This window comes from Nocardioides rubriscoriae, from assembly GCF_008087085.1.
Classification (GTDB): domain Bacteria; phylum Actinomycetota; class Actinomycetes; order Propionibacteriales; family Nocardioidaceae; genus Nocardioides; species Nocardioides rubriscoriae.
Genome location: NZ_VIYJ01000001.1, coordinates 586244 through 603196 on the forward strand (window position 1 = coordinate 586244; position 16953 = coordinate 603196).

Consider the following 16953-nt stretch of genomic DNA (forward strand, 5'->3'; position numbering starts at 1 on the left):
GTCGGGCGGGCGGCGGACAGGACACAATGCGGGACATGTCGCAGCAGCCGCCGTACGGCCAGGACCCCCAGCAGCCCTACGGGGGTTCCCAGCAGCCCTACCCCCAGCAGCCCTACCCGCCCTACGGCCAGGGCGCCTACCCCAACCCCTACGCGCAGCTGCCTCAGCAGAAGAGCAACACGACCCGCAACGTGCTGCTGATCGTCGGTGCGGTCGTGCTGCTGTTCTGCGGCGGGATCGTCGCCTTCTTCGTGTGGGTGGTCAACAACGTCGACGACGCGCTCGACCCCGACTTCCCCGGCTCCGAGAAGGAGCCGCTCACGGTCGCCGAGGGCGAGGCGTTCTCCATCCGCGGCTTCGACTACGCCGCGGGCTGGACGGTCGAGAACCGCGACGGCGAGGTCGTGGTGGACGGACTGCGCGCCACCAACAACCGCGACGACGAGGACGCCACCTCGGCCTACCTCAACTTCCGCTTCTACCTGGCCAACGAGCAACAGGCATCGGTGGGCTGCAACGGCGTCTTCGACATCGCCTACGGACGCAGTGTCCGGCTGCAGTGCAGCACCTACGGTGTCGAGCTCGTCGACTTCGACGAGGTCGAGGTCTACGACAACTCCTACGCGGAGTGACCCCACCTCACTAGAGTTCCCCGCATGAGCGACGCACCACGCCTGGCCGGCTACGTCGAGACCTGGTGGCAGGCGGTGCAGGACCTCCTCGCGGTCCTCGAGCAGGTGCCGGCCGAGCAGTGGAGCACCCCGACCGACCTGGCCGGGTGGGACGTGCGGGCCGTCGCGTCCCACACCGCCCACCTCGAGAGCATCCTGGCCGGCCGCCCCGAGGAGACCGCCGACGTCGGCGAGCCGCCGCACGTCACCGGGTTCATGGGTCTCTACACCGAGATCGGCGTGGTCAACCGGCGCGAGCACTCCCCCGAGCAGATCGTCGCCGAGATCCGCGAGGTCACCTCGCTGCGCCACGAGCAGCTGCTCGCCGACCCGCCCACCGACGGTGCGGCGCGGCCCGCGGTCGTCTTCGGCGGCGTCCCGTGGACCTGGGAGGTGCTGCTGCGCAACCGCCCCCTCGACGTGTGGATGCACGAGCAGGACGTACGCCGCGCGGTCGGCCGGCCCGGCGGCCTCGACTCCCGTGCGGCGCAGCACACCGCCGACTACCTCACCGAGTCGTTCGGCTTCGTCGTGGCCAAGAAGGCCGGTGCTGCCCCCGGCACCACCGCGGTGCTCGACGTCGCGGGCAGCCCCACGATCGCGTTCACCGTCAACGACGCGGGCCGCGGCGAGCGGCTGCCCGCCGTCCCGGCCGACGCGACCGTCACGCTGCGCACCGACCGCGAGACGTTCGTGCTGCTCGCCGGCGGGCGGCGTACGGCGCCGCAGGGGTCCGTCACGGTCGAGGGCGACCAGGAGCTCGGCGCCCGGATCGTCTCGGTCATGGCGACGACCCCGTGAGCGCCCCCGCCACGGGCCCGGCCGCGGCCTGGACCCTCGCCGACATCCCCGACCAGACCGGTCGCACCGTCGTCGTCACCGGCCCCTCGCTGGGCGGCCTCGGCCACCACACCGCGCTCGAGCTCGCCCGGCGCGGGGCGCGCGTCGTGCTCGCGGGCCGCACCCCGGCCAAGCTCGACGAGACGGCGTCCGCGATCGGCACGGAGGTCCCCGCGGCCGCCCTCGAGCAGCTCGTCGTCGACCTCTCCGACCTCGGCTCCGTACGCCGCGCCGGCGCCGAGGCCGCCCGCCTCGGACCGATCGACGTCCTGGTCAACAACGCTGGCGTGATGGGCACCAAGCGCCGCCGCACCGGCGACGGGCTCGACCTGCAGCTGGCCACCAACCACTTCGGGCCGTTCCTGCTGACCGGTCTGCTCCTGCCCCAGCTCGTCGCGAGCAGCGACGCGACCGTGGTGACGGTGTCGTCGATCTACCACCGCTACGCCGGCGGAGCACCGCTCTCGGACCCGACCCGACCGAGCCGCGGCCTCTACCGCACCTGGCGCGTCTACGGGCAGTCCAAGCTCGCCAACCTGCTCTTCACCGCCGAGCTCGACCGGCGCTGCCGGGCCGGCGGCGTCCCCGTCAGGGCGCTGGCCGCCCACCCCGGCTTCGCCGGCACCCACCTGGCCGCCAACGGCCAGTACGGGCGCTCGTCCGGCGGCATCGCCTCGGTCGTCGACGCCGCCATCCGCCTGGTCTCCCAGTCGGCCGCCGCCGGCGCCTGGCCGACCCTGATGGCGGCCACCGCCGACCTGCCGGGCACGTCGTACGTCGGCCCGAGCGGTCCGGCCGAGTTCGGCGGCACCCCCCAGGTCACCGTGGGCAACCGCGCCTCGCGCGACCCTGACGCCGCGCGGGCGCTGTGGGAGCTCAGCGAGTCCACGACGGGGATCACCTACCCGTAGCCGCCGCCGGGTCGGGATAGTCCCTGACGAAAATCACGGATCGCGCGACCGGATCCGTGATTTTCGTCAGGGACTAGCCCACCTGCAGCCTCCGACTACTGCCGCAGCTGCGAGCGGAACGACCGGGCCAGGACGGCGTCGGCCTGGCGCGGGGCGACCGGCGGCAGGTTGCGCCCGCCGTAGACCACGCCGCCGGTGGGCGAGGAGTAGGTCAGCCAGGTCTGGGCGCCCTGCTGGCCCAGGCCGCGCTGGGAGTAGTCGCAGACACCGTCGGGGAAGACCCCCTGCAGCGTCGCGTACTCGGCGTCGCTGAGCGGGACCAGGCCCACGTCGACGGCCGCCCGGGTCAGCGGCGTGAGCCGGCAGGACAGGACGTCGTTGTAGCGGTCGCCGCCGGCGACCTCGCGCGGGGTGGAAAGCCGCAGCTGGGCCGCGTCGGGCAGCACGCAGGTCACCTCGCCGTCGGCGTCGGTGGTCTGCAGGACGCCGGGCACGTTGGCGCAGCGGTCGGTGATGGCCAGCCGCTTGCGGGCGGCGGTGATCTTGCGGGCCAGCGGGGCCGCGGAGTGGTCGCGCTCGACGGCGTGCAGCCAGCGGTCCATCTGCAGCAACGCGTCGGTGGCCCAGCGCGGGTCGCCGATCAGCGGGGTGACGCCGAACCACATGACGCGGTTGTCGGTGTGGCCCTGGGCGCGCATCAGCCGGTCCTCGGTCCAGAAGGCGTGGGCGTAGTCGTGGGCGATGCCCGGGTCGGGCCCGCCGTGGTTGATGATCGCGACCTGGTCGAGGTTGGTCGCCTCGTTGACCAGCCCGGTGCGGTAGGCGTGGGCGACCGAGGCCGGGTCGCCGGCGATACGCCCGGCCGTGGGCTGGGAGTCGACGTCGAGCCCGCCGACCTTGACGTTGAGGTCGACGAACTGTGCGGTGGTGATGAGCCCGTCGCGCAGCGCGCCCAGCCCGTAGACCACGCCCGTGTTGGCGAACGGGACACCGCCGAAGCCGTGACCGGCGGCCTTCTCCTGCGGGGTCCACACCGACGGCGGGCGCGGGCCGAGCTGGTTGACCAGCAGGTCGAGCACCGAGCAGCGCACGCCGCTCGGGTTGGTCTCGGAGTCGTAGCGCGTGGTCACGTCGCCGGCGACCGGGTCGAGCGTGCCGGGGCAGGCGTGCTCGGGGTCGAGGGCGGCCTTGAAGAGCCCCTCGTCGGCCACGACCGCGTTGACGTGGGTCAGGTGGCCCTCGACGGCGGCGAACTGGGTCGGCGACCAGAGCACGCCGGACGCCCAGCGCGACGGGTCCTCGAAGTAGAGCCGCAGCAGGTGGTAGTCGGCGAACTGCGCGCCGGCGCTGAAGGTGTCGGGGTAGGAGCAGGTCGTGACCAGGCCCTGGTAGATGCCGGGGTAGGCGTTGGCCACCGTGTGCTGGGCGATCGAGCCGCCCGAGCAGCCCGTGCCGATGGTGTAGCGGATGCTGCCGTACTGCTCGACCACCCGCTCCTTGGCCATCAGCACCGACTCGGCGTTCATGGCGACGCTGCAGTTGTGCCCGGTGTTGTCGAGGGCGGTCGAGAGCACGGTGAAGCCGCGCCCCAGCGCCGTGACGTACGACGGGGTCAGGCCGGGGGTCCCCGACGGGATCGTGCCGGAGTAGTCGTCGAGCGGCGGCTGGCCCGGCGTGTAGGACGCCCCGCACCCGCCGCCGTGGGTGACGAGCACCTTGTGGTTGTACTGGGGCTGCGGCGCGAAGCGCGACCACGGCTTGCCGACCTGCCACAGCGTGAGGATCGTGTAGCGGTCACGGTCCTGGAAGCCGTCCTCGCGGCGTACGACGAACGGCACCTCGACGCCCCGGTCGGTCGTCGTCGTGGCGACGTCGGCGGGCGGGTGTTGGGGGTCGTAGGGCTGCAGCCCCGGCTGGAGCGGGTCGGTGGACCGGTAGAGGTAGCGGTAGGTCGCGGGCCGGTTGCACTGCGCGTCGCGCGCCCCGGCCTGGCAGCGGTAGTGCTGCGTCTGAGGACCGGAGAAGAGCGGACCACCGGCCGGGTGGTTGGTGATGACCAGGCGCCCGGCGTAGCCCTGGGCGGTGGCGGTGACCACGTTGCGGCCGACGCGCAGGCCGGTCAGGTAGGCCTCGTAGCGACCGCGGCTGCGCAGCGCGAACCGGCCGGTCACGTCGCGCCCGTTGAGCGTCATCCGCAGCGTCGTACGCCGCAGCTCGCGGACCACCTCGACGGCCACCCGCGCGTCGCCGCCCGAGATCAGGTCGGGCCGGTTGGAGGTGGTGAAGACCCGCAGCGGCTTCGGCGCCGCGGGCTTGGCCGAGACGGACGCGGCCGGACGGTCGGGCACCGGTACGACGGCGGTCGCCCCCGGCGTGAGCGGGAGGCCCGTCGCGGCGAGCGCGACGAGCAGGGAAGCGGCCGAGAGGCGGGCGCGCAGGGACACGAGGGACTCCGTTCCGGGTCGCGGGTGACGACCGTCACCTCCTCAACGAGGGCCTGTTGTCGGGGTCACGCCGCACCGGCCCCTCGGACCCCGGCCGCGGCCGTGGTTCGATGACCGGCATGGCCGACCCCCGCGCTGGACAGCTCGCCGCCCCCTCCGACCTGGTCGACGTCGCCCACCTGGTGACGGCCTACTACACCGGCGTGCCCGACCCCGACGGTGACGACTGGGTCGACCAGCAGGTCGCCTTCGGCACCAGCGGCCACCGCGGGTCGTCGCTCAAGACGTCGTTCAACGAGACGCACATCCTGGCCACGACGCAGGCGATCTGCGACTACCGACGCCAGCAGGGCTACGACGGCCCGCTGTTCATCGGTCGCGACACCCACGGCCTGTCCGAGCCGGCCTGGGCCACGGCGCTGGAGGTGCTGGCCGCCAACGACGTGACGGTGCTGGTCGACTCGCGCGACGCCTACACCCCCACGCCCGCGGTCTCGCACGCCATCATCCGCGCCAACGTCGGCAGGACCTCCGGGCTCGCCGACGGCATCGTCGTCACCCCGTCGCACAACCCGCCGTCCGACGGCGGCTTCAAGTACAACCCGCCCCACGGCGGCCCGGCCGACACCGACGCCACCTCGGTGATCGCGGCCCGGGCCAACGCGCTGATCAAGGGCGGCCTGGCCGAGGTCCGCCGTACGCCGTACGAGCGGGCCCGCCGAGCGGCCGGCTCCTACGACTTCCTCGGCACCTACGTCGACGACCTGCCGTCGGTGGTCGACCTGGACGCGATCAGGCAGGCCGGGGTGCGGATCGGTGCCGACCCGCTGGGGGGCGCGTCGGTGCACTACTGGGGTGAGGTCGCCGACCGCCACGGCCTCGACCTGACCGTGGTCAACCCGCTGGTCGACGCGACGTGGCGCTTCATGACGCTCGACTGGGACGGAAAGATCCGGATGGACTGCTCGTCACCCGACGCGATGGCGTCGCTGGTCGCGCGCCGCGCCGACTTCGACGTCGCCACCGGCAACGACGCCGACGCCGACCGCCACGGCATCGTCACCCCCGACGCCGGGCTGATGAACCCCAACCACTTCCTGGCCGTCGCCATCCAGTACCTCTTCGGCGGCGCGCGCCCCGGCTGGCCCGAGGGCGCCCGCATCGGCAAGACGCTGGTGTCGTCGTCGATGATCGACCGCGTCGCGGCCGGGCTCGGCACGCCGATGGTCGAGGTGCCGGTCGGCTTCAAGTGGTTCGTGCCCGGCCTGATCGACGGGTCGTTCGGCTTCGGCGGCGAGGAGTCGGCCGGGGCGTCGTTCCTGCGCCAGGACGGCTCGACGTGGACCACCGACAAGGACGGGCTGATCCTGTGCCTGCTGGCCGCCGAGATCATCGCGCGCACCGGTCGCACCCCGAGCGAGCACTACGCCGACCTGGTCAACCAGCACGGCGCCCCGGCGTACGCCCGCATCGACGCCCCGGCCACCCGCGAGCAGAAGGCCGCCCTCGCGGCCCTGTCGCCCGACGCGGTCACCGCGACGTCGCTGGCCGGCGAGGCCATCACCGCCAAGCTGACCGAGGCCCCCGGCAACGGCGCCCGCATCGGCGGCCTCAAGGTGACGACGCAGTCGGCGTGGTTCGCCGCGCGACCGTCGGGCACCGAGGACGTCTACAAGATCTACGCCGAGTCGTTCCGCGGGCCCGAGCACCTCGCCGAGGTGCAGGACGCCGCCCGGGAGGTGGTGTCGGCCGCGCTGGGCTGAGCCGGCGCGTCGAGCCCGGCGGGGGTTTCACCGCCTCAGCGGTGAAACTCCCATCCACGCGAGCACCGTCGGTCAGACCGCAGCCTTCTCGGCCTTCTGGCGCTTCTCGAGCTGCACCAGACGCGCCTGGGCGGCGCGGCGGACCTTGGGGCCCTTGGTGCTCATCGCCCACAGCAACTTGGCCTGCGCGGGGAGGTTCTTGGGCGTGGTGGTGGCCAGGAACCCGTTGGGCAGCGACAGGCGCACGACGCGGTGCCAGGCCGACAGCACCTGCTTCGGCAGCGGCGCCTCGTGGTAGTTGAGCTCGTACTTGTCGAACAGCGCCTCGACGCGGGGGGCGATCTCGGCGTAGCGGCTCGACGGCAGGTCGGGGAACAGGTGGTGCTCGATCTGGTGCGAGAGGTTGCCGGTCATCAGGTGCATGGCCTTGGAGCCGGAGATGTTGGCCGAGCCGAGCATCTGGCGCAGGTACCACTGGCCGCGGGTCTCGTCCTCGGGGATCGACTTGCGCTCGAAGGTCTCGACGCCCTCGGGGAAGTGGCCGCACATGATGACCGAGTGCGACCACAGGTTGCGCACGAGGTTGGCGGTGAAGTTGGCGGTGAGGATCGGCAGCGTGGCGCCGAACGGCAGGCCGAGCGCGGGGTGGACGACGTAGTCCTTGGTGGCCTGCTGGCGGATCTTGCGCAGGGTCTTGGCGAGGTCGGACTTGAACTTCTCGCTGCGCTTCTCCTTCGGGATCGACAGGTTCTTGCCGAGCTCGAGGTCGTAGGCCGCGATGCCGTACTCGAAGAAGCAGGCGTTGATGAAGTTCCACAGCGGCTGGCCGAGGTGGAAGGGGTGCCAGCGCTGGTCCTCGTCGATGCGCATGATGCCGTAGCCGAGGTCGTTGTCCTTGCCCACGATGTTGGTGTAGGTGTGGTGGACCTCGTTGTGGGAGTGCTTCCAGCCCTCGGCGGTCGAGGCGTTGTCCCACTCCCAGGTGGTCGAGTGGATCTTGGGGTCGCGCATCCAGTCCCACTGGCCGTGCATGACGTTGTGGCCGATCTCCATGTTCTCGAGGATCTTGGCGACCGACAGCCCGAGGGTGCCGAGCACCCACAGCGGCGGCAGCGCCGAGCCGAGGAGCACCGCGCGCGAGCCGAGCTCGAGCTTGCGCTGCACGTCGACGACCTTGCGGATGTAGGCCGCGTCCTTCTCTCCGCGCGCGTCGAGCACGTCCTGACGGATCGCGTCGAGCTCGACGCCGATCTGCTCGACGTCCTCGGGCGTGAGGTGGGCGGTCGGGTTGACGTCCTGCTTGGTGATGACGGTCATGGTGACTCCTCGGGTGATCGAGCGTGGGTCAGCGGTCGATGGTGCACGGGCCGGCGGCCGCGCTGATGCAGGTCTGGATGGCGACGCCGTCGCCGGGGGTGGCCACGGTGACCTGGCCGTTGCGCAGGTCGCGGACGACGCCCTCGCGCAGCGGCAGGACGCAGCCGAAGCACACGCCGATGCGGCAGCCGCTGGGCATGAGCGCCCCGGCCGCCTCGGCGACGTCGAGCAGGGGCGTGTCACCGGCGGCGTCGACGGTGACGCCGGTCGTGGCGAGGGTGAGGGAGCCGCCCTCGCCGGACGCCTCGAGCAGCGGGGTGCGGAAGCGCTCGGTGGTCAGGTCGAGGCCGCGCGCGGCGTGGTGGGCCTCGAGGGCGTCGAGCAGGCCGGCGGGGCCGCACGCGTAGGCGAGGCGCTCGTCGAGGTCGGGGACGATCGTGGAGAGGGAATCGACGTCGAGCATGCCGTCGCGGTCGTCGTAGCGCTCGACGAGCGTGAGGTGGCCGGCCGCGGCGTGGGCGCGCAGCTCGTCGCGGAAGATGGCCGAGTCCTCGTTGACGTTGACGTGGACCAGCGTGATGTCGGTCGCCGGCGTGGTGGCGCGGGAGAAGAGGTTGCGCAGCATGCCGATGACCGGGGTGATGCCGGAGCCGGCCGTGACGAGCAGCAGCTTGGCGGGCAGCGGGTCGGGCAGCACGAAGTCGCCCTCGGCCTGGGCGAGCTGCACCATCTGGCCGGCGCGGGCGCGTCGTACGAGATAGCCGGAGACGACGCCGCCGGGGATCGCCTTGACGGTGATCGACAGGCAGCCGTCGCGGCGGGGGCCGTGCGTCAGGGAGTAGGTGCGCCACAGGCGCACGCCGTCGACGTCGACCCCGACGCGGACGTACTGGCCGGGCACGTGACCGGCCCAGTCCTTGCTCGGCTTGAGCACCACGGTGGCGGAGTCGGCGGTCTCGGGGCGGACCTCGACGATCCGGCCGCGCAGGCCGGTGTCGCCCAGGCCACCACGCAGCGGGTGGAAGACGTCGAGGACGTCGTCGAGGTCGAGCGGGGTCACGGCGGCGTCGGCGAGGCGCCGCAGGCGCTGGCGGAGGCCACCGCGGCGGGTGCCGCCGGAGGGTCCGTACAGAGCGGGGGAGGTCATGCCCCTAGTCTGCCGATCCCAGGCGCTAAACTCCTGACCACTCGACGTGAAGATCGGCGTCGCTTTTGTTCGTAGGAGACAACAATGCCGTCACGCGCCCGGTCCGCCCGCCCCACCGGTCCCCAGGGCCTGCTCCTGCCCGCGGCGGTCGCCACCCAGATCCGCGACGGGCTGCCCGGGGTCGCCGACGCGGTGGTCGCCGCGATCATCGAGGAGGTGCCGGGTTACACCGACGCCTTCAACGGCCCGATGGGCCAGACCATCCGCCAGGCCGTGCAGATCGCGCTGGGCGGCTTCTTGTCCTTGGCCAGCGGACGTCGCGGCACCGACCCCCGTACGCCGACCGCCCCGGCCGTCGACGGCGCCTACCAGCTGGGCCGCGGCGAGGCCCGCAGCGGCCGCAGCACCGAGGCGATCCTGTCGGCGTACCGCATCGGCGCGCGGGTGTCGTGGCAGCAGATGGCGCAGGGCGCGGTGCGCGCGGGCCTCGACGCCGAGACCCTCGCCTCCTTCGCCGCGCTCGTGTTCGCCTACATCGACGAGCTCTCGGCAGCCAGCGTGGCGGGCCACGCCGACGAGCTGGCCACCACCGGCCGGGTGCGCGAGCAGCGCCTCGAGCGCCTGGCCCACCACCTGGTCACGGGGTCGCCCGAGGACACCGTGTGGGCCGCCGCCGAGCGCGCCGACTGGCCGGCGCCACGCACCCTCTCGGCCGTCGTGACGCCCGAGTCGCAGGTGCGGCCGCTGCTGGCGGCGCTCTCTCCCCTGACCCTGCAGGCCGCCGACCCGCCCGGGCTCGACGACGGGGTCCTGCTGCTGGTGCCCGACGCCCACGGCCGCTCGCGCGCCCGCCTGCTGCGGGCCGTGGCCGAGCGCGGGGCCACCGCCGGACCGCCCCGCCCGTGGCTGGCCGTGCGCGCGTCGTACGAACGGGCGCTGCGGGCGCGCACGCTGGGCCTGGGGCCCGACACCGAGGAGCACCTGCCCGCGCTCGTGCTCACCGCCGACCCCGAGGCGCTCGCCGACCTGCGCACCCGGGCGCTCGCGCCGCTCGCGGACCTGCGGCCCGGCACCGTCGACAAGCTCGCCGAGACCCTGAGGCTTTGGCTGCTGCTCCAGGGGCGGCGCGACGAGGTCGCCGCCGCGCTGTTCGTGCACCCCCAGACCGTGCGCTACCGCATGGGCCAGGTCCGCGAGGCCTACGGCGACACCCTCGACGACCCCCAGGTGGTGCTGGCGCTGACCCTGGCGCTCGGGGTGCCCCCCGTAGCCTCGGACGAGTGATCCGAGCAGCCGCCGCCGTTGCCACCGCCGCCCTGCTGGCCGCGCTGAGCGCCTGCTCCGGCGACCCCGACGACGGGGCCGCGGCCGTGCCGCCGTCGGCGGCGTCGACCCCGTCGACCCCGTCGTCCCCGTCGACCCCGGCGACCCCGGCGACCTCCGGCAGCCCGACGACGCCGGCCAGCCCGTCGGCACCCGCCGTCGGCCCGCAGTACGTCGCCCTCGGCGACTCCTACGCCGCCGCCCCGGGCGTGCCCGCGACGTCGGGGGCCGACGGGTGCTTCCGCTCCAGCGGCAACTACGCGCAGCTGGTGGCCGCCCGCACCGGCCTGTCGGTCACCGACGTCACCTGCAGCGGCGCGACCACCCAGGACGTGCTCACCCGCCAGGTCCCGTCGCTGTCGGCCGAGACCGAGCTGGTCACCGTCGGCATCGGCGGCAACGACTCCGACCTGTTCACCTCGCTGCTGCAGAGCTGCCTCGGACTGGCCTCCTCCGACCCGGGCGGCACCCCGTGCTCCGACGCGATCGGGGCCCAGGTCGACCAGACGCTGCCCCGGACCGAGGCCGACCTCGGCACCCTGTTCGACGCGATCGCCGAGGCCGCGCCCGACGCCCAGGTGCTCGTGGTCGGCTACCCCCGGCTGCTGCCGACCTCCGGCTCGTGCCCCGACCTGGTCCCGCTGGCCGCCGGCGACTACCCGCTGCTCAACGAGGTGACCGACCGTCTCTCCGGCGCCCTGCGCACCCAGGCCTCCGCCCACGACTTCGAGTTCGTCGACCTGGCCCGCCCCAGCCGCGGCCACGACATCTGCTCGGCCGACCCGTGGGTCAACGGCGTGTCCGTCGCCCCCGACGGCACGATCCCCTTCCACCCCTTCGCCGCCGAGCAGCGGGCCGTCGCCGGGATCATCACGACATTTCTGTAGGACGTCCGACTACCTCGTACGATTTGCCCGTGCTCCATCGACGACGCCCTCCCGCGCGCCTGCTGCTGGCCGCCGCGCTGGTGGTCGCGACCCTCGCGGGGTGCGCCGCCCGGGCTGACCAGGGCGCGCTGCCCGACGCCCCCGCGGCCTCCCCGGCCGCCCCCACGACCGGGTCGGCCGGCTCGACGGCACCGACGCCGGACGACGCGCTCGACGTCTACGTCGCCATGGGCGACTCCTACACCGCGGCGCCGCTCTTCCCGCTCGACGACGCCCGGGTCATCGACGACTGCCTGCGCTCCGACTCCAACTACCCGACGCTGGTCGCCGACGAGCTCGGCATCACCGTCGACGACGTCAGCTGCTCGGGCGCCTCGACGACGAGCATCTTCAGCGAGCAGAGGTTCACGACCAAGACCCAGCCGCCGCAGATCGACGCCCTCTCGCCCGACGCCGACCTGGTCACGGTCGGCATCGGGGCCAACGACTTCACGTTCTTCTCCGACATGATCTTCGACTGCCTGGCCGTGGCCGACCGCGACGTGCAGGGCGCCCCCTGCCGCGAGTCCAACACCGACGCCGAGGGCCGCGACCGGCTGCGCCGCAACCTGGTCAAGATCCGCACCAACGTCAAGAAGGTCGTCGAGGCGATCGCGCAGCGCGCGCCCGACGCCCGCATCCTGCTCGTCGGCTACCCGCAGATCATCCCCGACCAGGGCACCTGCCGTCCGCGGCTGCCGCTGGCCGTCGGCGACTACGCCTACACCCGCGACCTCAACCTGCAGCTCGCGCGCGCCGTCCGCAACGGCGGCGTCTCCGCCGGCGCCGAGTACGTCGACCTCGTCGCCGCCAGCCAGGGCCACGACATCTGCGCCGAGCAGCCGTGGGTCGCCGGCATCCGCGGCAAGGACAACCGGGCCGCCGGCCTGCACCCCTACCCCGCCGAGCAGGAGGCCGTCGCCTCGCTCGTGCTCGGGATGCTCTGACCGAGGCGCCACCCGACCCGCTGTAACTCACCGTTACGTGCACTCCCCCACCGGTCTACGGGTGGGCAAGTGCACGTAACGGTGAGTTACATGTCGCCCGACCGGTGCACGACCCGCCCCCCGACGACCGTCAGCGCGACGCTCGTACGCCGCAGGGCAGCAGCGGCCTCGCGGGCCGAGCCGGCCGGGGCGAGGGGGTCGTGGTCGAGCAGGACGAGGTCGCCCAGCGAGCCGACCCGCACGGTCGGCTGCTCGTCGACCGAGGCGGCCAGGGCCTCCTGCGGCGTGAGGGCGTGCTCGGGGTGCCAGGCGTCGCGGTCGTCGTCGTCGCGGCCGCGGTGGACGGCGGCGGCGATCGCCAGCCACGGGTCCAGCGGCGAGACCGGGGCGTCGGAGCCGAGCACGAGCCGGGCGCCGGCCTCGAGCATCCAGCGGAACGCGAAGGACCGGTCGCCGCGACCGGGCCAGATCAGCTCGGTCAGGTCGCGGTCGTCGAGCAGGTGCGCGGGCTGCACCGAGGCGCGCAGCCCGAGGTCGGCGAGCCGGGTCACGTCGGGGCGCGCGACGAGCTGGGCGTGCTCGATCGAGCCGCGGGCGCCGGTGGCGGCGTAGGCGTCGAGCGCGGCGGACAGCGCAGCGTCGCCGATCGCGTGCGTGGCGACCTGGAGCCCGGACATGTGGGCGCGCGCGAGCAGCGCCGACAGCTCGTGCGCGGGCAGGTTGGCGGCCCCGGTCGGCTGCTCGAGGCGGTCGCCGTCGGCGTAGGGCTCGCAGCACCAGGCCGTGCGGGTGTTGAGCGAGCCGTCGCTGATGATCTTGAGCGAGCCCATCACCAGCCGGTCGTCGCCGGGCACCAACGGCGTGCCGGTGCGCAGCCCGGCCTCGATCACCGACTCGAGGCGGTCGGCGTACGACGCCATGCGCACGCGCAGCAGGTCGCAGCCGTCGTGCCAGCGCTCGCGCCACTCGTCGGCGCCCCCGGTGAACTCGAAGTCGACGAGCCCGACCACCCCCTGCGCGGCCGCGGCCGCGAGCGTGGAGCGGTAGGCCGCGGGGCCGTCCCCGGCCTCGCCGGTGAGCCGGGTCAGCAGCTCGTAGGCCGCGAACCACTCGTTCTCGCGCACCACCTCGTCGCGCACGCCGAGCCCGAGCGCGGCCAGCGCGGCGCTGTTGAGCCAGGCGTGGTGGGCGTCGCCGGCGATGAGGACGACCGGGGTCACCCCGGAGACCTCGTCGAGCTCGGTGACGGTGACCTCGCGGGTCCAGACCCCGGGGCGGTGACCGAAGCCGATCACCGGGCGCCCCGGCCGCTCGGCGACGAGCCCGGCCACCAGCGCCCGCGCCTGCTCGGGCGAGGTGAGGGCCGAGGTGTCGACGCGCTGCTGGCTCAGGGTCCACTGGCCGAGGTGGACGTGCTGGTCCCACAGCCCCGGCACGAGCCAGCGCCCGCCGGCCGCGACCTCCTCGACCCCGTCGGGCCGGGTCAGTCCCGGACCGACCGCGGTGACGACCCCGTCGGTCACCAGGACGTCGACGGGCGCGCCGAACACCGGGTCGCCCGTCAAGGGCACGATCCGGGTCTCTCGCAGCAGCAGGCCGGTCATCTGGTCAGGCATCGCGACGACGCTAGCCAACGCCCGGCGTACCGGCTGACATAGGGTCGCGCCTGTGAAGGTCCGGGTCCTGGTCGCGGTGCTACTGGCGCTGGCCGTCGGTGCCGCCGGTGGCTGGGCGCTCGCCGCGTCGCGGCCCGACCCCGAGCCGGGGCACCCGGTCGCCTTCTCCGACCCCGCGCCCGTGCCGGCCCAGAGCCCCAGCCTGCCCGTGCAGGTCACCGAGCCCGATCCCGACGACCCGCCGCTGGCCCCGGGCCTGGCCCTGGAGACCCGCACCCTCCAGGCGCCGCCTGTCGACGGTCGACCCAGTCCGCTGCGGGTCACGCTGCCCGTCCCGGTCGGCTGGGTCGGCGGCGCCGTCGCCATGCCCGACCCCGACGACCCGGTCCGCTTCCAGTTCCGGGTGCCGCTCAACGACACCAACTCGTACGGACTGCGCGTCGACCTCTTCACCGGGCCACCGATCACCGTCGAGCGGGCGGTCGGGGCCCGCCAGGCCGCGATGCGCTCGGCCGACACCGAGGGCAACTTCCAGGACCTCGGGTTCGCTGAGGAGCAGGACGACGGGTTCCTGGCCGACTACATCCTCGACGGCTACCGCCGCTACTCGCTCGAGCGGTTCTTCTCCGGCCCCGACCCCGACGTCGCCTACGTGACGGTGGCGGTGGTCGGGCGCCAGCAGGACCTGCAGGGCATGGAGTACCTCGTGGACCGGATCTCCGAGGGCCTGCGACCCGGCTGAGCGACGGGCGCCCGTCAGAGCGTGCGGACCGAGGCCAGCGTGCGGTTGGCCAGCACCTGGTCGTGGGCGCGCACCTGCACCCACAGCAGCTGGTCGTCGTTGAGCTTGACCACCCGCTCGGCGGTCACGACGCCGCCGGGGCACCGGCTGAAGAGCACCGTGACCGACGGGGTCGCGTCGGCGCTGTCGCGCACGGGCTGCCCGGCCCGCTCGCACTCCGGGTGCTGCGGGACCGTGTCGGGCAGCTCGCTTCCGGGCACCAGGCCGACGAAGACGCCGTCGCCGTCGGTGGTCCAGGTGCGGGAGGTGCCGGCCGACAGGGCGGCGTAGGCCTGGTCGTCCTGGCCGATCGGGGGGACCCACTCGTCGCGCGCGACGGCGTCCCAGGCCGAGGGCACCTCGACCGAGAGGGTGCCGGTGGAGTCGACGACCTCGGTCTGCGTGGCCACGGCGGGGGGCGCGTCGAGCACGTCCTGCCCGTAGTAGCCCGCCACCGCGCCACCACCCAGCGCGACCAGCACCGCGGCGGCGACCGCGAGGGCCGACCCCACCCGCCGCCGGCGGCGGGGCGGCACCGGGTCGGGCAGCGGCTCGTCGGTCGTCAGCGGCGAGGGTCGGGGCCCGGGCATCGTCAGCGCGGGGTCGACCGGGAGCACCCGGGTGCCGGGGTCGGTCGTCGCGCCGTTCCAGTCGCGCAGGGCACCGCCGAGCGCGTCGACGTACGCCGTGACCGAGGGCCAGCGGTCCTCCCGGTCATGGGCCAGCGCGCGACGCACCACCTGCTCGACGGCCACCGGGAAGTCACGCCCCGGGACCGACAGCGCCACCGGCTCCGCGCCCGCCGCGGCGGCGGGCAGCGACGCGTGGTTCCAGGGCAGTCGACCGCTGAGCAGCAGGAAGGTCAGCACGCCCAGCGAGAACTGGTCGGCGCGCGCGTCGGGGGTCTCGCCCTGGGCCTGCTCGGGGGCGACGTAGGCGGGGGTGCCGGCGATCATCGTCAGCCGCGACGACACGTCGAGGGCCTTGCCGAGGCCGAGGTCGCCGACCATGGCGCGCACCCCGCTCGCACCCGCGGTCGGGTCGACGGTGCGGAAGAGCACGTTGGCCGGCTTGACGTCGCGGTGGAGGATGCCGCGGTCGTGGAGCGCCTGCAGGCCGGCCCCGACCTGGGCGACGACCTCGAGCGCCTGGGGCACGGTGACGCCCTGGTCGGCGCCGAGCCGGTCGGCCAGCGAGCCCTGGTCGGCGTAGGCCATGACCAGGTAGGGGCGACCGTCGTCGAGGGTGCCAGCGTCGTAGACGGGCACGACGTGCGGCGACTCGACGCGCCGCAGGTAGCGACCCTCCTCGACGAAGCGCGTGCGCACCTCGTGCTGCTCGGCCCAGTTGTCGGCCAACACCTTGATCGCGACCGGCGCGTCGAGCTGCTCGTCGTAGCCGAGCCACACCGTCGCGAACCCGCCGCTGCCGATCCGGCGGCGTACGGCGTAGCGTCCGAAGTGGCTCGGCCCGCTGGTCGGGGGCGGGCTCGGTTCGGACACCGGTGCATTATCGTGCACAGGCCTGAAGTTCCTCGGGTGGGGAAGGTGGACGGCATGTCCTCTGCACACGACCGACCGTCGTACGGCGGCGAGACGACGCCCGACGAGATCGACGACCTGGCCCACCGCGCCCAGGCCGGCGACGCCGCCGCGCTCGACGCCCTGCTGACCGCGATCCGCCCGCGGACGCTCAACGTGTGCCGGGGGGTGCTGCCCCACACCCCCGACGCCGAGGACGCCTGCCAGGAGGCGCTGCTCAACATCGCGACCAAGATCGGCTCGTGGGGCGGTCGCGGCCGCTTCACCACCTGGACCCACGTGGTGGCCGTCAACAGCGCCCGCACGACCTACCGGCGGATGAAGAACCAGGCCGCGGCCTACGACCCGCAGGAGCACAACCCGCTCGGCGAGAAGCCCGACCCCCGCACCACCAGCGTCATCGCGGGCACCCGCCTCGACCTGCTCGAGGCGATGGAGACCATCGAGAAGGACCACCCGCAGTACGTCGAGCCGCTGCTGCTGCGCGACGTCTACGGCATGGCCTACGACGAGATCGCGGCGCTGCTCGGCGTGCCGCTCGGCACGGTGAAGGCCCAGATCCATCACGGCCGCAAGCTCGCACGCCCGCTGCTGCGCGGCCAGGACTGACAGCGGCGGTCCGACCCGCCCGCGACCACTCGTCGTACCGGCACGACCGCTCGGCGCAGGCGCGTCCCCGTTAGGCGCAGGCTCGGCCCCGCGGCCCTGACAGCCCGACGACGCGCT

The 16953-nt window shown here is 73.8% G+C and carries 14 protein-coding genes; 9 read left to right on the plus strand and 5 right to left on the minus strand.

Annotation, left to right across the window (positions count from 1 at the left end; translation table 11 throughout):
- Positions 1–35 precede the first annotated feature (35 nt).
- The 3 genes from FZC61_RS02830 to FZC61_RS02840 are packed head-to-tail and all read left to right on the plus strand — an operon-like array spanning position 36 to position 2422.
- Complete coding sequence (locus FZC61_RS02830) at positions 36–632, plus strand: hypothetical protein (RefSeq protein WP_170285907.1); 597 nt, start codon at positions 36–38, stop codon at positions 630–632.
- A 24-nt stretch (positions 633–656) separates the two neighbouring features.
- Positions 657–1472, plus strand: coding sequence for a maleylpyruvate isomerase family mycothiol-dependent enzyme (locus tag FZC61_RS02835; protein WP_148612234.1), 816 nt, complete (start codon positions 657–659; stop codon positions 1470–1472).
- A complete protein-coding gene (locus FZC61_RS02840) occupies positions 1469–2422 on the plus strand; it encodes an oxidoreductase (RefSeq protein WP_148612236.1) in 954 nt (317 codons plus the stop codon). The genes FZC61_RS02835 and FZC61_RS02840 overlap by 4 nt, the downstream gene beginning before the upstream one ends.
- Positions 2423–2517: 95 nt before the next feature.
- Here FZC61_RS02840 and FZC61_RS02845 read toward each other — a convergent pair whose 3' ends face one another.
- Positions 2518–4866, minus strand: coding sequence for a DUF6351 family protein (locus FZC61_RS02845; RefSeq protein WP_211357051.1), 2349 nt, complete (start codon positions 4864–4866; stop codon positions 2518–2520).
- Positions 4867–4985: 119 nt separating this feature from the next.
- Here FZC61_RS02845 and pgm point away from each other — a divergent pair, with 119 nt between their 5' ends.
- Complete coding sequence (pgm, locus tag FZC61_RS02850) at positions 4986–6629, plus strand: phosphoglucomutase (alpha-D-glucose-1,6-bisphosphate-dependent) (RefSeq protein WP_148612238.1); 1644 nt, start codon at positions 4986–4988, stop codon at positions 6627–6629.
- 72 nt (positions 6630–6701) lie between these two features.
- On the opposite strand, the gene FZC61_RS02855 is transcribed toward pgm, so the two are convergent.
- Positions 6702–7946, minus strand: coding sequence for a fatty acid desaturase family protein (locus FZC61_RS02855; protein WP_148612240.1), 1245 nt, complete (start codon positions 7944–7946; stop codon positions 6702–6704).
- Positions 7947–7974: 28 nt separating this feature from the next.
- Positions 7975–9093 (minus strand): ferredoxin reductase, encoded by a 1119-nt coding sequence (locus FZC61_RS02860; RefSeq protein WP_148612242.1) that lies wholly within the window; start codon positions 9091–9093, stop codon positions 7975–7977.
- 84 nt (positions 9094–9177) lie between these two features.
- Between FZC61_RS02860 and FZC61_RS02865 the strand changes: the two genes are divergently transcribed.
- The 3 genes from FZC61_RS02865 to FZC61_RS02875 are packed head-to-tail and all read left to right on the plus strand — an operon-like array spanning position 9178 to position 12289.
- Positions 9178–10377 (plus strand): PucR family transcriptional regulator, encoded by a 1200-nt coding sequence (locus tag FZC61_RS02865; RefSeq protein ID WP_148612244.1) that lies wholly within the window; start codon positions 9178–9180, stop codon positions 10375–10377.
- The gene (locus FZC61_RS02870) at positions 10374–11303 is read left to right on the plus strand and encodes an SGNH/GDSL hydrolase family protein (protein WP_148612246.1); all 930 of its coding nucleotides are present in this window, start codon (positions 10374–10376) and stop codon (positions 11301–11303) included. The genes FZC61_RS02865 and FZC61_RS02870 overlap by 4 nt, the downstream gene beginning before the upstream one ends.
- A 29-nt stretch (positions 11304–11332) precedes the next feature.
- Entirely contained in the window at positions 11333–12289 is a 957-nt protein-coding gene (locus FZC61_RS02875; protein ID WP_148612248.1) for an SGNH/GDSL hydrolase family protein, read from the plus strand.
- An 86-nt stretch (positions 12290–12375) separates the two neighbouring features.
- On the opposite strand, the gene FZC61_RS02880 is transcribed toward FZC61_RS02875, so the two are convergent.
- Positions 12376–13905, minus strand: a complete 1530-nt coding sequence (locus FZC61_RS02880; RefSeq protein ID WP_246142479.1) for an amidohydrolase — start codon at positions 13903–13905, stop codon at positions 12376–12378.
- 52 nt (positions 13906–13957) lie between these two features.
- On the opposite strand from FZC61_RS02880, the gene FZC61_RS02885 reads away from it, so the two are divergent.
- Complete coding sequence (locus tag FZC61_RS02885) at positions 13958–14647, plus strand: hypothetical protein (RefSeq protein WP_148612250.1); 690 nt, start codon at positions 13958–13960, stop codon at positions 14645–14647.
- A gap of 14 nt (positions 14648–14661) precedes the next feature.
- Here the strand turns inward: FZC61_RS02885 and FZC61_RS23350 are convergent, their stop codons facing one another.
- Complete coding sequence (locus FZC61_RS23350) at positions 14662–16188, minus strand: serine/threonine-protein kinase (protein ID WP_211357052.1); 1527 nt, start codon at positions 16186–16188, stop codon at positions 14662–14664.
- Between the two features lie 54 nt (positions 16189–16242).
- Here FZC61_RS23350 and FZC61_RS02895 point away from each other — a divergent pair, with 54 nt between their 5' ends.
- Positions 16243–16836 carry an RNA polymerase sigma factor gene (locus tag FZC61_RS02895; protein ID WP_148612252.1) on the plus strand — a complete coding sequence of 198 codons (594 nt, stop codon included), beginning with the start codon at positions 16243–16245 and terminating at the stop codon, positions 16834–16836.
- Positions 16837–16953 lie beyond the last annotated feature (117 nt).

What these genes read in the sequence shown, in the direction of transcription:
- FZC61_RS02830 (WP_170285907.1), top strand. Translation starts at nt 36, where the DNA reads ATGTCGCAGCAGCCGCCGTACGGCCAGGACCCCCAGCAGCCCTACGGG.
- FZC61_RS02835 (WP_148612234.1), top strand. Translation starts at nt 657, where the DNA reads ATGAGCGACGCACCACGCCTGGCCGGCTACGTCGAGACCTGGTGGCAG.
- pgm (WP_148612238.1), top strand. Translation starts at nt 4,986, where the DNA reads ATGGCCGACCCCCGCGCTGGACAGCTCGCCGCCCCCTCCGACCTGGTC.
- FZC61_RS02855 (WP_148612240.1), bottom strand. Translation starts at nt 7,946, where the DNA reads ATGACCGTCATCACCAAGCAGGACGTCAACCCGACCGCCCACCTCACG.
- FZC61_RS02860 (WP_148612242.1), bottom strand. Translation starts at nt 9,093, where the DNA reads ATGACCTCCCCCGCTCTGTACGGACCCTCCGGCGGCACCCGCCGCGGT.
- FZC61_RS02865 (WP_148612244.1), top strand. Translation starts at nt 9,178, where the DNA reads ATGCCGTCACGCGCCCGGTCCGCCCGCCCCACCGGTCCCCAGGGCCTG.
- FZC61_RS02880 (WP_246142479.1), bottom strand. Translation starts at nt 13,905, where the DNA reads ATGCCTGACCAGATGACCGGCCTGCTGCTGCGAGAGACCCGGATCGTG.
- FZC61_RS02895 (WP_148612252.1), top strand. Translation starts at nt 16,243, where the DNA reads ATGTCCTCTGCACACGACCGACCGTCGTACGGCGGCGAGACGACGCCC.